Here is a 13,028-nt window from a genome sequence, read left to right as displayed (position 1 = left end):
TGGATAAGGCCGTGCGGAGCGCGCACTGTCGGGAGCCGGCCCACCCGGAGCGGGGGCGGGCCGTCGCCGAGGAGGTCGGGGGCCGCTGGGTGGCGCTCGACGTCGCGGACTCCGCGTCCGTCGCGGCGGCGGCGAAGGACGTGGCGGCGCACGAGGGCCGCCTCGACGTCCTCGTCAACAACGCGGGAGTCACGGGCCCGTTCAAGGAAGCGGCGGACGTCACGGGCGAGGACGCCCGCGCGGTGTACGAGGTGAACGTCCTCGGCGTCGTGCGGACGACGCACGCGTTCCTGCCGCTGCTGCGCGCGTCGGCGGACCCGCGCGTCGTCAACGTGACCAGCGGGCTCGGCTCACAGACGCTCACGCACGACCCGGAGCGCGTCGAGCACTCGGTCGTCTCGCCGCTCTACACCTCGTCCAAGGCGGCCGTGACGATGCTGACGACGCAGTACGCGCGTGGCGTCGAGGGCGTCCGCTTCAACGCGGCGGACCCCGGCTACACGGCGACCGACCTCAACCACCACACGGGCACGCAGACGGTCACGGAGGGCACGGACGCGATCGTCGCGCTGGCGACGGAGGACGCCTCCGCCGGGACGGGCCGTGCGGTGGACCGGGAGGGCCCGCTGCCGTGGTGAGGCGCTGAGGGCACGCGTACGAGGCCGGGCCCCGTGGGCAGCGGGACCCGGCCTCGTACGCGTACGGACCCGCCTCAGCCCTTCTTGGCCTCGGCTCCGGCGGCGGCGCGGGCGGCGGGGACGGCCTTCGCGTCCCGCGCGGCGACCTTCGCCTCCAGCTCGGGGGTGATCCTGCGCTCGACGAAGAACGCGGCCGTGGGGATCGTGCCCGCGATCAGCACCCAGAGCTGCTTGCCGACCTTCCACTTCGCCTTGGAGCCGAGGTCGAAGGCGACGACGAGGTAGACGACGTAGAGCCAGCCGTGGGCGATGGCGATGACCCGGGTCGGGCCGGTGGCGCCGTCGATGTCGAGCACGTACTTGGCGATGACACCGAGGGTCAGCAGGACCAGCAGCACACCGGTGACGTAGGCCATCACGCGGTAGCGGGTCAGCACGCTCTTCTTCATGGGGGGAGCCTAACCGGGCGGATCGGGCGAACGGTACGCGGGGCGGGCCCGCCGACGAAGCCGCTGGTCAGCCCCGCGCCGGGGGCCGGGCCGTCCCGTCACTCCTCGAAGTCTCCGGCCGCGACGCGCAGCGGGCGCAGCAGCGCGAAGATCTCCGCGCACTCCTCGGCGTCGTAGGCGCCGAGGCCGAAGTCCATGTCCATCAGGTCCTTCGTCGCCGCCTCGACGACCTCGCGGCCCTTGGGTGTGATGGAGGCGAGAGTGCCGCGCCCGTCCTGCGGGTTGGGGCGCTTGGCGACGAGACCGGAGCGCACGAGGCGGTCGACGGTGTTGGTCACCGAGGTGGGGTGGACCATGAGCCGCTCGCCGATCTTCGACATCGGCAGCTCGCCCGCTTTGGAGAAGGTGAGCAGCACCAGCGCCTCGTAGCGCGCGAAGGTCAGTCCGTACGGCTTGACGACGGCGTCGACCTCGGCGAGGAGGATCTGCTGGGCCCGCATGATCGAGGTGATCGCGGTCATCGAGGGGACGTGTCCCCACCGCTGCCGCCAGGAGTCATCCGCGCGGGCGATCGGGTCGAAGGAGAGGCTGAGCGGCTTCGGCACGCCCCCGACCCTACCGGCCGGTCATATCGTGGTCAGCCCCGTCTCATCCTTCGGCCCTCCCCCGCCCGGCACCCGGCGCGCGCGGCGTGCGGACAGGGCGAGCGGGAGGCAGCAGGCGGTGCCGAGGAGGCCGGCCCCCGCGACGACGAGGTGCGGGTCGAGCCGCTCGGCGACGGCCCCGGCGAGCGCGGTGCCGAGCCCCTGCGCGGTCATGAGCCCGGCGGTCTGCACGGTCATCGCCCGCCCCCGCAGCGCCACCGGGACGGAGTCGACGAACCAGCGGTCGAGGCCGAGCGTGTACGCGGCCGAGGCACCGGTCACGAAGAGGAGGGCGAGCAGCGGTACGTAGCCGGGGCGCAGCAGGCACAGCACCAGCGGGAGAGTGCCGAGCGCGGCGAGGGGGAGGGCGAGGCGGGCGCGGGCGGCGGGGGTGAGGAGGATGCCGGCGAGCAGCTCGCCGGTGATCATCCCGGCGGAGATCGCGGCGAGCAGCAGCCCGAGCCCCGCCCCGCCGACGCCGAGCGAGGCGGCGTAGGGCGCGGCGAGCCCCTCGGGGACGACGGCGAAGGCCGGGGGCACCCAGAGGAGGCAGAGCGCGAGGCGGGGCGCGCGCAGGGCGAGGACGGCGCGCACGCCGGAGAGCGAGTCGCGGACGAGCCCGGTGGCGGCGGTACGGGCGCGGGCGGGCCTGTGCCGCGTACCGAGGCGCAGCAGCGTGGCGGAGCCGAGGAAGGTCGCGAGCGTGACGAGGAGCGCCCCGCGCGGCGGCACGAGCGCGAGAAGCAGCCCGCCGACGCCGTACCCGCCGAGCAGCGCGGTCTGCGAGACGATCCGCAGCAGCGAGCGCCCGAGCACGAAGGCGTCCCCGTCCCCGAGGATGTCGCCGAGCGTCGCCATCCGCGTGCCCGCGAAGACGGGCGCGACGAGCGCGAGCACGACGCGCAGCGCGAGCAGCCCGGCGACGGGTGTGACGGGCAGCGCCATGAGCGCCACGCAGCCCGCGCTGACGACATCGCAGCAGACGAGGACGCGCCGGGCGGGATACCGGTCGGCGAGCCCGGCGAGCAGGGTCCCGCCGATCAGGTAGGGCAGCAGGCCGAGCGCGAAGGCGAGGGCGGAGAGGAAGGGGGAGCCGGTGAGCGAGAAGACGAGGACGGTGAGCGCGATCTCGCTGACGACGGTGCCGAGGAGGGAGCAGAGGTGGGCGAGGAAGACGGCGCGGAACTCGGGGAGGCGGAAGAGGGTGCCGTAGCGGGGACGGGCGTCGGCCGTGGGGGCGGGCGGAGTCGGGGCGGGCGGAGTGGGAGCGGTGGGCTCGGGCATGGGGCGAGCATCGGGGGGCGGGCGCGCCGGACGTATCGTTTCGGCTCCAGCCGAATCGGAGGCCGTGGGAGGGTGAGGGCGAGCGTGGCGCAGCGTCTGCATCTGGGGGACCGGGACCTGTTGCGGTGCCGGTTCGCGTTCTCGCCGTTGTGGGAGACGCAGGAGGCGGTCCGTACGCTGACGCGGCCCGACCGCTTCCCGTACCACCAGGGGCGGCTCGACCGGATGCGCGCGGCGGCGGCCGGGCTCGACCTGCGGCCGCTGTGGCGGCTCATGCCGCACCGGGGCCACTCCCCCGACTTCTGGGCGCCGCCGCCGGAGGGCGCGACGGCGGAGATCGGCGAGGAACTGGCCCGCGTACGCGCGACCGATCCCGCCGCCGCGCGCAGGGACCTCGCGCAGGCGCTGCGTTCGGTACGCGGTAGGGAATCGGCGTGGGGACGGCGACTGCTCGCGGAGCCGGAACGGGCCGTGGTGGAGTCGGCGGACTTGCTCGAAGCGGCCTGGCACGCGCTCGTGGAACCGGAGTGGCCCCGCTTGCGGGCGCTGCTCGAAGCGGACGTGGCCCACCACGCGCGGCGGCTCGCGGAGGTGGGGCTCGGCGGGCTGCTGCCGGAACTGGACACGCGGGTGCGGTGGGAGGGCAGGACGCTCACGGTGGACAAGCGCGTCGACCACGAGCGGTGGCTGCGCGGCGAGGGGCTGGTCCTCATGCCGAGCGTCCACACGTGGCCGGACATCGTGACGGGAGTCGAGGAACCCTTCCAGCCGACGCTGGTCTACCCGGCCCGGGGCCTCGCCTCGCTGTGGACCGGGGTCCCGGAGCGGGCGCCGGACGCGCTCGTCGGCATCCTCGGCGCGGGCCGCGCGAAGGTGCTCGCGGCACTGGCGGTCCCGGCCACGACGAGCGCCCTCGCCGACCGCCTCGCCCTCGCCCCGTCCACAGTCTCCGCCCACCTGACGGCCCTGCACGCGGCGGGCCTCCTGCACGCGCGGCGCTACGGACGGGAAGTGGTGTACCGAAGGACGGGGTTGGGGACGGCGTTGGCGGAAGGGGAGGGGTGAGGGGCGGGCGTGCGGGCGGGCGTGCGGCTGACCGGGCGGGCCCGCCTCGTACGTCATCTCCCCGCACCCCCGGACAACGCAGGCCCCCTCGTACGCAACGCACGAGGGGGCCGGTGAGCGGTGAGGCGCTCTGTTCAGGCGGGGTTCTCGCCCAGGATGCGGTCGATCGTCTCGACCTTGCGGGTGAGGCCGTCCGTGACGCCGGGGCGGATGTCGGCCTTCAGGACGAGGGAGACGCGGGAGCTGCGGGCCTCGACGGCGGCGGTGGCGCGCTTGACGACGTCCATGACCTCGTCCCACTCGCCCTCGATGCTCGTGAACATCGCGTCGGTGCGGTGCGGGAGGCCGGATTCGCGGACGACGCGGACCGCTTCGGCCACGTACTCGCCGACCTCCTCGCCGACGCCGAGCGGGGAGACGGAGAAGGCGACGATCACGCGTTCACGATCCCTTCGCGACGGGCGCGGCCGGCGATGACCGCGTCCTCGGCCTCGCGCTTGAGCTTGCGCTCGGCGAAGAAGCCGCCGGTGGGCAGGACGGAGAGGACGAAGTAGAGGATGCCGCGCCCGGCGGACCACTTGGCGCGATTCCAGGCGTCGATCCAGAAGATCACGTAGAGGACGAAGAGGACGCCGTGGACCATGCCCATGACGGGCACGGCGTTGAAGTCGGTGGTGCGCTTGAGGATCGAGCACACGAGCAGGAGGAGGAAGGAGACCGCCTCGGGGGCCGAGACCAGGCGGAGGCGGCGGAGGGCGGAGGCTGTCTTGATGTCCACGGCGCGGAACTTTCGGTCGGAAGGCAGGAGGGAGCGGACGGTGGGGAGTCCGTGCACGCTCTCACACGATCTTGTGAACGCGCGCACAAGCCGCTCCATTCTCGCAGCCCGCCGGGGCGGGGAGGGATGGGGGTGGGGTGGCTCCGCTCACGCACCACCCCCGGCAGCCCCGCACGCCTCCCCCGCGCCCCGCGCGCCCCTGAGGTCTCTCGGGGTCGGATCTCCGGGGTGATTCAGGGTCGAAACGGCTCCCGGGAGCGCCCCGCGCCCAGTACCTTCGAAGGCGTGGCTCACCTCCGACTCCAAGGCAGCAAAGTGCTCGCCGTCCAGCTCAGCGGCGACGCCGTGCGCGCGAAGAACGGCTCGATGGTCGCGTACGACGGCCGGATGAACTTCAAGAAGCTCTCCGGCGGCGGCGACGGGCTGCGCGGCATGGTCACGCGGCGGCTCACGGGGGAGCAGATGGAGGTGATGGAGGTGCGCGGCGAGGGGACGTGCTGGTTCGCGGACAAGGCGACGGAGATCAGCGTGGTGAGCCTGCGCGGCGAGACGCTGTACGTGGAGGCGAGCAATCTGCTGTGCACGGACGCCGGGCTGCGCACGGGGACGACGTTCACGGGGCTGCGCGGCGCGAGCCAGGGGCAGGGGCTCTTCACGACGACGGTCGAGGGGAGCGGGCAGGCGGCGCTGCTCTCGGACGGGCCCGCGATGGCGCTGCGGGTCAGCTCCGCGTACCCGCTCCAGGTCGACCCCGGGGCGTACGTGGCGCACCAGGGGCAGTTGCGCCAGCACTTCCAGTCCGGCGTCAACTTCCGGACGGTGATGGGCGAAGGGGGCGGCGAGGCGTTCCAGATCCGCTTCGAGGGCGAGGGTGTCGTGTGGGTGCAGCCGAGCGAGCGGAAGACGTTCGGGGGTGACCTCTGATGCCGTTCAGCGAGATCAACTCGAAGATGGTCGAGGCGCAGGTGCTGCCGGGGCAGCGGCTCTTCAGCCAGCGGGGCGCGATGCTCGCGTACCGGGGCGAGGTGAGCTTCACGCCGAACGTGGGCGGCGGCCAGGGCGGGGTCATGTCGATGATCGGGCGGCGGGTCGCGGGCGAGGCGACGCCGCTCATGACGGTCGAGGGCCACGGGACGGTGCTCTTCGGGCACGGCGGGCACCACGTGCAGGTCGTCAACCTCTCGGGCGACACCCTGTGCGTCGAGGCGGACCGGCTGCTCGCCTTCGACGGCTCGCTCCAGCAGGGCACGCTCTTCCTCGGCGCGCAGGGCGGTGTGATGGGGATGGTGCGCGGCCAGGTGACGGGTCAGGGCCTCTTCACGACGACGCTCAAGGGGCACGGCGCCGTCGCGGTCATGGCGCACGGCGGGGTCATCGAGCTGCCGATCACGCCGGGGCGCTCCGTGCACGTCGATCCGCAGGCGTACGTGGCGCACTACGGCGAGGTACGGAACAAGCTGTCCACGGCCCTCGGCTGGCGCGACATGGTGGGCCGGGGCTCGGGCGAGGCCTTCCAGCTGGAGCTGTCGGGGCAGGGCGCGGTCTTCGTGCAGGCATCGGAGGAGAAGCTGTGAACCCGCTCGTTCCCGACGGCACCCCCGTCCTCGACCCGCACACGTTGCCCTCGGACGACAACGTCAACGCGTACACGTTCTGCGTGGAGCTGCGGGGCTCGCAGTGGTTCCTCCAAAAGGGGAAGATGATCGCCTACTACGGGCGGATCTCCTTCGACGGCATCGGCAGCGGGCGCTTCGACCGGCTGCTGCGGACGAGTTTCCACTCGCCGTTGCACGCGAGCGACTGGGTCGTGGCGGAGGGCGAGGGGAAGATGCTCCTCGCGGACCGGGCCTTCGACGTCAACAGCTTCGACCTGGAGGACGGCAACCTCACGGTCCGCTCGGGCAACCTCCTCGCCTACGAGCCGAGCCTCGCGCTCAAGCAGTCGATCGTGCCCGGCTTCCTGACCCTCATCGGCACCGGGAAGTTCATCGCCGCGTCCAATGGCCCGGTCGTCTTCATGGAGCCACCACTGCGCGTCGACCCGCAGGCGCTCGTGGGCTGGGCGGACTGCCCCTCGCCGTGCCACCACTACGACCACGGCTACCTGAGCGGTTTCCTCGGTGGCGTCCGCGCCCTCACCGGGCTGGGCGGCGCCTCCGGCGAGGAGCACCAGTTCGAGTTCGTCGGGGCCGGCACCGTCCTCCTCCAGTCGAGCGAGCAGCTCATGGCGGAGAAGGACATCGGCACGGCCCCCGCCGAGCCCGGGGTACCGGGCGGCGGGGCCCCGGGCCGCCCGGGCATGCCCGGCCACGCGCCGGGCGGGGCGGGCGGGTCGCAGGGCCTGCCCAGGATGCCGGGGCAGCTGGGGGACATTCAGCGGAGGTTCGGCTTTTGACATGCTCCTCGCCCTGAAGGGCGAGAATTCTGGCCTTCCTTGACGGGTTGCCGTGCCGCTACGCGGCACGGTTTCCGGTCGGGAATCCGTGGCTTCCTGTTTCTTCGCGCTGTGCCGGGATCGCTCCTGGTCTTACCGGCGCTCCGCAGGCCGATGCCGCCAGTCCGGCGGCCGTCTTGGTGTTGATCGCTGCGTTGGTGTCCCGGTCGTGGCGGGTGCCGCAGGCGCCGCAGGTCCATTCCCGCACGCTCAGGGGTTTGGGCCCGTCGCGGTGGCCGCAGGTCGAACAGATCTGGCTGGTCGGTTCGAACCGGCTGATTTTGACCAGCGTGCGGCCGTACCGCTCGGCCTTGTAGGCGAGCATGTTGATGAACTGTGACCAGCCCGCGTCGTGCACGGATTTGGCCAGCCTGGTGCGTGCCAGTCCGGCCACCGACAGGTTCTCCACGGCGATCCCTTGGTTCTCGGAGAACAGCTTCGTGGAGAGCTGGTGGTGGAACTCACGGCGCGCGTCGGCGACTTTCGCGTGGGCGCGGGCGACCTTGAGGCGGGCCTTGGTCCGGTTCTTGGAACCCTTCTGTTTGCGGGACAGCTCTTTGTGGGCCTTCTTCAGCTTCTTCTCCGCGCGGCGCAGAAACCGCGGGGAGTCGATCTTCGTGCCGTCGGACAGGACGGCGAAGTGGGTCAGGCCGAGGTCGATGCCGATGGTGTTCTCGGTCCGCGGCAGACGTTCGGTGGCGGGATCGGTGTCGATGACGAAGGAGGCGAAGAACCGTCCTGCCGCGTCCTTGATCACGGTCACCGAGGACGGTGTGACGGGCAGGGCGCGGGACCATTTCACCTTCTCCGCACCGATCTTCGGCAGGTCGAGGCGGCCCGCGTCGGTGATCTTCCAGCGGGCATTCGCGGTGAACCGGATCGACTGCCGCCTGTCCTTGCGGGACTTGAAGCGGGGCGGGCCGAGCTTCGGGCCCTTGCGGGTGCCGGTGAGGGAGGCGAAAAAGTTGCGGTACGCGCTCTCGGCGTCCCGCAGGGACTGCTGGAGCACCACGGCGGAGACCTCGCCCAGCCAGGAGCGTTCCCTCGTCTGCTTGGCCTGGGTGATCAGCCGTGTGGACAGTTCCCCGATCTTCGGGAACGGCTCCGCGGCCGCCCGGGCGTTCTCGCGGGCGCGGACCGTGTCGTTGAACACGACGCGGGCGCACCCGAACGCCCTCGCCAACGCGGCCTGCTGGACGGCGTTCGGGTACAGGCGGAAGCTGTACCGAAGCTGCATGCCGGCCACGATACATACTTGGGTTATGGGTGAGATGCAGAAGATCAGAACTGGTCGGCACTGCACATTCGCGATGCATGTCCACTTGGTCTTCGTGACCAAGTTCCGGCACAGGGTGTTCACTGACGCCCACCTGCGGCGTGTGGAGGAGATCATGCGGTCCGTGTGCGCGGACTTCGAGTGCGAGCTGGTGGAGTTCAACGGCGGGAACAACCACGTCCACTTGCTGGTGAACTTTCCACCCAAGGTCGCCGTCACCAAACTGGTCAACTCCCTCAAGGGTGTCTCCTCTCGCCGCCTGCGCCAGGAGTTTCCCGACCTGGTGCGCCACTACTGGCGGGCCAACAAGCTCTGGTCCGGCTCCTACTTCGCCGGCACCGTCGGCGGCGCCCCGCTGTCCGTGGTCAGGCAGTACATCGAGCAGCAGAACCGGCCCGGGTGAGCATCGCCCGGCTCCGCCGGGAAGCCTCGCGGCGCTCCGCGCCGCAGGCGGCATACCTCCGCCCGGCTACGCCGGACCCGTTACGGTGACACTCCGCGTCACACCGGCAGATTCGCTGCACCCCCGGCCTGAAGGCCGGAGCACCGCGAATAGATCCCGGTAGCGGGGGGGCGCGGGCGGCGCGCGAGACGAACGAGGTCCTCGGGCGGGGGTACGGGGTTAGTGTGGCGGCTCGTGGGACAGCTCACGTCACGGGTTTCGTTCGGTTTTCAACTTCTTCGGTAGAGTGTTCTCATGGACACGGAGAAGACGACGAGCGAGGCCACGCCGTGGCTCAGCCAGGACGAGCAGTGCGCCTGGCGCACCCACCTGGAAGTCAACCGGCTCCTCACCCACCAGCTCGAACGCGATCTCCAGCCGTTCGGGCTCACCATGAACGACTACGAGATCCTGGTGAACCTCTCGGAGGCCGAGGAGCACCGGGTGCGGATGAGCGATCTCGCCGCCGCGACCCTCCAGTCCAAGAGCCGCCTCTCGCACCAGATCACCCGTCTGGAGAAGGCGGGCCTCGTCCGCAGGGAGAACTGCGAGTCCGACCGGCGCGGCCTCTTCGCCGTGCTCACCGAGCCGGGCCTGACGACGATGCGCGAGGTCGCCCCCCACCACGTGGCCTCGGTGCGCCGCCACTTCATCGACCGGCTCACCCCCGAGCAGCTCACGACACTGCACAGCTACCTCCGGCCGATCGCCGAGGGGCTGCGCGAGGTGCGCGAAGCCCGCTGAGCCGGGCACGCCACCCGCCGAGCCGACGCCCCCGGCCCCGGCCCCGCCACCCATCCAGCTCAGGCGCGGCCGACCCCAGCCACGACCCACGACCCACGGCCCACCTCAGGCACCGCCCACGCCAGGCACCGCCCGCCGCAGGCACCCCCGTCCCCGCCCCCGGCCGCGCACCTCCCGCCCCGGCCGCCTCAGGCCAGTCCGCCCGTCGCGCGTACGTTCTGCCCCGTGATCCAGCGCCCGTCCGGGCCCGCGAGGAAAGCGATGACGTCGGCGATGTCGGACGGGGTGCCGAGGCGGGCGAGCGGGGTCATGGCCGGGACGGCGGCGAGCGCCTCGGGCGGGTTGGCGCCGCGCAGCATGTCCGTGTCGGTCGCGCCGGGCGAGACGGTGTTCGCCGTGATGCCCCGGGCCCCGAGCTCGTGGGCGGCGACGGCCATGAGCTGCTCGACCGCGCCCTTGCTCATCACGTACGGGGCGATGCCCGGCCCCGGGCGCACGGTGTTCGCCGTCGAGACGGTGATGATCCGGCCGCCGTCGCGCAGATGGCGGGCCGCGTAGCGCGTGGTGAGGAAGACCGCGCGGGTGTTGACGGTCAGCACCTCGTCGAAGTGCTCCGTGCCGGTCTCCGCGAGCGGCAGCCGGGCGGACGTGCGCGCCGCGTTGTTGACGAGGATGTCGAGTCCGCCGAGGCGCGCCTCGGCCGCCGCCATGGCCTGCTCGGTGGCCGCCGCGTCGGCGAGGTCGAGCCGCACGGCGTACGCCTGCCCGCCCCCGGCCCGTACCGCCGCGCACACCTCGTCGGCCGCTTCCCGCTCCCGCCGGTACGTGAGGACGACCCGCGCGCCGTCGCGGCACAGTCGTTCCACGACGGCCCGGCCGATCCCCCGCGACCCCCCGGTGACCACGGCGTTCTTCCCCGCCAGCACACCCTCCGCACCCGTCACGGCGCCCCCTCTCGTCCGGCAACAGGGGGCCGACGCTAGTACCGGGATGGCGAATCCTCCAGGGCCCCGATCCACCACCGCCTTGTCTCACCCCTCGCGCCACCCCGGCCCCGCGCCCCGCCCGGCCTCACGCGGCACGCCCCCGTGCCGCCACCCCGCCTCACCCCGCCAGCGGCACCCGCAGCACGAACTCCGCTCCCCCGCCGCGCCGTTCGTCCACCACCAGCGAGCCCCCGTGGCGGTGGGCCGCGTCGCGGGCGATGGCGAGGCCCAGGCCCGCGCCGCCCTCGTCGCGCGTGCGGGCGTCGTCGAGGCGGACGAAGCGCTCGAAGACGCGCTCGCGTTCGGCGGGCGGGACGCCGGGGCCGTCGTCGGACACCGTCACGACCGCCTCGGCGCCTTCCTGGCGCAGGCTGAGGGCGACGTCGGAGCGGGCGTGGCGGCGGGCGTTGTCGAGGAGGTTGCCGAGGACGCGCCCCAGTTGGGGTGCCGAGCCGCGTACCTCGTAGCCGTCCGCCCGTTCCGGTTCGATCAGGGCGCGCAGGCCGTGCTCCGCCGCCTCGCGCGCGACGAGGTCCGCGAGCCGCACGGGGCGGTCGGGGGGCCGCTCCCCCGCGTCGAGCCGGGCGAGGAGCAGCAGGTCGGCGGCGAGGTGCTGGAGCCGTACGGTGTCCTCCACCGCGCCGTCGAGGTCGAGCAGCTCCGGGTGCTCCGCGCCCACTTCGAGCTGTGTGCGGAGCGAGGCGATGGGGCTGCGCAGCTCGTGCGAGGCGTCGGCGACGAAGCGGCGCTGTTTGTCGACGGCGGCTTCGAGCGCGGTGAGCGTCGCGTTGGTGGTACGTGCCAGGGCGGCGATCTCGTCGTGCGTCGCGGGTTCGGGGACGCGGCGCGCGAGGTCGCGCGAGCCCGTGATGGCGTCGAGTTCGGCGCGGATGCCCTCGACGGGGCGCAGGGCGCGCCCGGTCACGGTCCAGGTGACGGCGGCGACGACGACGAGCAGGACGGGCAGCCCGATGAGCATGGCGGTGAGCGCGGTGCGCACGGCGCTGTCGGCGGCGTCGAGCGGCGCCCCCGCGAAGACGGTGAACGTCCGCGCGTCGTCGTCGCCACCCGGGGAGTCCGCCTCCTCACCGCCCGAGGAGTCCCCGCCCTCGTCCCGGTCCTCCCCCGCGGCGCCGTCGTCCCGGCCGTCCCCGTCGTCCCCGCTCACCTGCGGCTTCACCTCGATCGCCGCCCACCGGTACGTGCCCCGGTCCCCGTCGATGACGGCCTCGCCGCTGCTCAGGTGGGCGTCGTCGTCGAGCGTGCCGCGCGCGGGCGCGGGCCCGGCGGACGGCTTGACGTCGCTCGTCCCCGTACCGCTGACGGATTCCAGGTCCTCGCTGACGGCCCGTACCCGGCCCGTGCCGTCCACGATCTGGACGGGTTCGTCGTCATCGTCGGGGAGGTCGAGCGCGTCCCAGGCGGTGCCGGTCGCGAGGCGCGCGGCGACCTCGCGCGCCGCGGACTCGGCGTCGGCGCCCGCGCGGTCGATGAGGTTGGCGCGCAGCGAGAGGACGACGGCGGTGCCCGCGGCGACGAGGACGACGGCGACGACGAGCGTCGCGGCGACGGTGGCCCGGCCCCGTACGGAGCCGAAGAAGCGCCTCACGGGCGCTCCAGGAGGTACCCGGCGCCGCGCACGGTGCGGATGAGGCCGGCGCCGAGCTTGCGGCGCAGCGTGCTCACGTAGACCTCGACGATGTTGGGATCGCCGGAGTAGGCGAAGTCCCAGACGTGTTCGAGGATGTCGGCCTTGGAGACGACCTGCCCGGCGCGCAGCACGAGGTGTTCGAGCACCGCGTACTCCTTGGCCGTGAGCGGGATCTCCTCGCCCGCGAGGCGGACGCGGCGCGCGCCCGTGTCGAGCCGGAGGGCGCCGAGTTCGCGTACGGGCGGCGCCGCGGTGGCGCGGCGGCGCAGCAGCGCCTTGACGCGGGCGCGTAGGACGACGTACGAGAACGGCTTGGTGAGGTAGTCGTCGGCGCCGGTGTCGAGCCCCTCGGCCTCGTCGTACTCGCCGTCCTTCGCGGTGAGCATGAGGATCGGGGTGTCGTCGCCCGCGGCGCGGAGGGCGGCGCAGACGCGGTAGCCGTTCATGCCGGGAAGCATGATGTCGAGGACGATCAGGTCGTAGCCGCCCTCGGTCGCCCGGTGCAGGCCCTCGGTCCCGTCGTGCGCGACGTCCACGGCGTAGCCCTCGGCACCGAGACCCAGGGCGAGGGAGCGGGCGAGGCGGCGTTCGTCCTCCACGATCAGCAGGCGCATGACGCACAGCCTGCCAAATCCTC

General features: G+C 72.8%; 16 protein-coding genes. 7 read left to right on the top strand and 9 right to left on the bottom strand.

Annotated elements, in window-relative coordinates; translation table 11 throughout:
* The first annotated feature begins 11 nt into the window (after positions 1–11).
* Complete coding sequence (locus tag ACIP4O_RS14055) at positions 12–638, top strand: SDR family NAD(P)-dependent oxidoreductase (protein ID WP_401574711.1); 627 nt, start codon at positions 12–14, stop codon at positions 636–638.
* A gap of 74 nt (positions 639–712) precedes the next feature.
* Here ACIP4O_RS14055 and ACIP4O_RS14050 read toward each other — a convergent pair whose 3' ends face one another.
* From ACIP4O_RS14050 to ACIP4O_RS14040, 3 genes are all read right to left on the bottom strand, one after another.
* Positions 713–1,087: a DUF3817 domain-containing protein gene (locus ACIP4O_RS14050; RefSeq protein ID WP_361333644.1), complete on the bottom strand. Its 375-nt coding sequence runs from the start codon at positions 1,085–1,087 to the stop codon at positions 713–715.
* Positions 1,088–1,185: 98 nt separating this feature from the next.
* Positions 1,186–1,692 (bottom strand): MarR family winged helix-turn-helix transcriptional regulator, encoded by a 507-nt coding sequence (locus ACIP4O_RS14045; RefSeq protein ID WP_401574710.1) that lies wholly within the window; start codon positions 1,690–1,692, stop codon positions 1,186–1,188.
* A 21-nt stretch (positions 1,693–1,713) separates the two neighbouring features.
* On the bottom strand, positions 1,714–3,015 hold the full coding sequence (locus ACIP4O_RS14040; RefSeq protein WP_401574709.1) for an MFS transporter: 1,302 nt from the start codon (positions 3,013–3,015) through the stop codon (positions 1,714–1,716).
* 84 nt (positions 3,016–3,099) lie between these two features.
* Here ACIP4O_RS14040 and ACIP4O_RS14035 point away from each other — a divergent pair, with 84 nt between their 5' ends.
* Complete coding sequence (locus tag ACIP4O_RS14035) at positions 3,100–4,080, top strand: DUF5937 family protein (protein WP_401574708.1); 981 nt, start codon at positions 3,100–3,102, stop codon at positions 4,078–4,080.
* Positions 4,081–4,214: 134 nt separating this feature from the next.
* Here the strand turns inward: ACIP4O_RS14035 and ACIP4O_RS14030 are convergent, their stop codons facing one another.
* On the bottom strand, positions 4,215–4,517 hold the full coding sequence (locus ACIP4O_RS14030) for an MTH1187 family thiamine-binding protein (RefSeq protein WP_401574707.1): 303 nt from the start codon (positions 4,515–4,517) through the stop codon (positions 4,215–4,217).
* Entirely contained in the window at positions 4,514–4,858 is a 345-nt protein-coding gene (locus ACIP4O_RS14025) for a DUF3817 domain-containing protein (protein ID WP_007821948.1), read from the bottom strand. Before ACIP4O_RS14025 ends, ACIP4O_RS14030 begins: the two co-directional genes overlap by 4 nt.
* Before the next feature lie 285 nt (positions 4,859–5,143).
* Between ACIP4O_RS14025 and ACIP4O_RS14020 the strand changes: the two genes are divergently transcribed.
* Genes ACIP4O_RS14020 through ACIP4O_RS14010 form a run of 3 tightly spaced genes read left to right on the top strand, consistent with a single transcriptional unit; the run spans position 5,144 to position 7,253 of the window.
* Complete coding sequence (locus ACIP4O_RS14020) at positions 5,144–5,782, top strand: AIM24 family protein (RefSeq protein WP_361333664.1); 639 nt, start codon at positions 5,144–5,146, stop codon at positions 5,780–5,782.
* Positions 5,782–6,432, top strand: a complete 651-nt coding sequence (locus ACIP4O_RS14015) for an AIM24 family protein (RefSeq protein ID WP_401574706.1) — start codon at positions 5,782–5,784, stop codon at positions 6,430–6,432. Before ACIP4O_RS14020 ends, ACIP4O_RS14015 begins: the two co-directional genes overlap by 1 nt.
* On the top strand, positions 6,429–7,253 hold the full coding sequence (locus ACIP4O_RS14010) for an AIM24 family protein (RefSeq protein WP_401574705.1): 825 nt from the start codon (positions 6,429–6,431) through the stop codon (positions 7,251–7,253). Before ACIP4O_RS14015 ends, ACIP4O_RS14010 begins: the two co-directional genes overlap by 4 nt.
* A 58-nt stretch (positions 7,254–7,311) precedes the next feature.
* Here the strand turns inward: ACIP4O_RS14010 and ACIP4O_RS14005 are convergent, their stop codons facing one another.
* A complete protein-coding gene (locus ACIP4O_RS14005) occupies positions 7,312–8,529 on the bottom strand; it encodes an RNA-guided endonuclease InsQ/TnpB family protein (RefSeq protein WP_401574704.1) in 1,218 nt (405 codons plus the stop codon).
* Between the two features lie 25 nt (positions 8,530–8,554).
* Here ACIP4O_RS14005 and tnpA point away from each other — a divergent pair, with 25 nt between their 5' ends.
* Positions 8,555–8,971 (top strand): IS200/IS605 family transposase, encoded by a 417-nt coding sequence (tnpA, locus tag ACIP4O_RS14000; RefSeq protein WP_401574703.1) that lies wholly within the window; start codon positions 8,555–8,557, stop codon positions 8,969–8,971.
* A gap of 294 nt (positions 8,972–9,265) precedes the next feature.
* Positions 9,266–9,754: a MarR family transcriptional regulator gene (locus ACIP4O_RS13995; RefSeq protein ID WP_361333669.1), complete on the top strand. Its 489-nt coding sequence runs from the start codon at positions 9,266–9,268 to the stop codon at positions 9,752–9,754.
* 188 nt (positions 9,755–9,942) lie between these two features.
* Here the strand turns inward: ACIP4O_RS13995 and ACIP4O_RS13990 are convergent, their stop codons facing one another.
* The 3 genes from ACIP4O_RS13990 to ACIP4O_RS13980 form a co-directional block, all read right to left on the bottom strand.
* On the bottom strand, positions 9,943–10,698 hold the full coding sequence (locus ACIP4O_RS13990; RefSeq protein ID WP_401574702.1) for an SDR family oxidoreductase: 756 nt from the start codon (positions 10,696–10,698) through the stop codon (positions 9,943–9,945).
* A gap of 160 nt (positions 10,699–10,858) precedes the next feature.
* A complete protein-coding gene (locus ACIP4O_RS13985) occupies positions 10,859–12,349 on the bottom strand; it encodes a sensor histidine kinase (protein WP_401574701.1) in 1,491 nt (496 codons plus the stop codon).
* Complete coding sequence (locus ACIP4O_RS13980) at positions 12,346–13,005, bottom strand: response regulator transcription factor (protein ID WP_361331716.1); 660 nt, start codon at positions 13,003–13,005, stop codon at positions 12,346–12,348. The genes ACIP4O_RS13985 and ACIP4O_RS13980 overlap by 4 nt, the downstream gene beginning before the upstream one ends.
* Positions 13,006–13,028 lie beyond the last annotated feature (23 nt).

It is taken from the genome of Streptomyces sp. NPDC088923 (assembly GCF_044749745.1).
GTDB lineage: Bacteria > Actinomycetota > Actinomycetes > Streptomycetales > Streptomycetaceae > Streptomyces.
The sequence above is the reverse complement of the archived record's forward strand: the minus strand, read 5'-3'. Positions and strand labels throughout refer to the sequence as shown.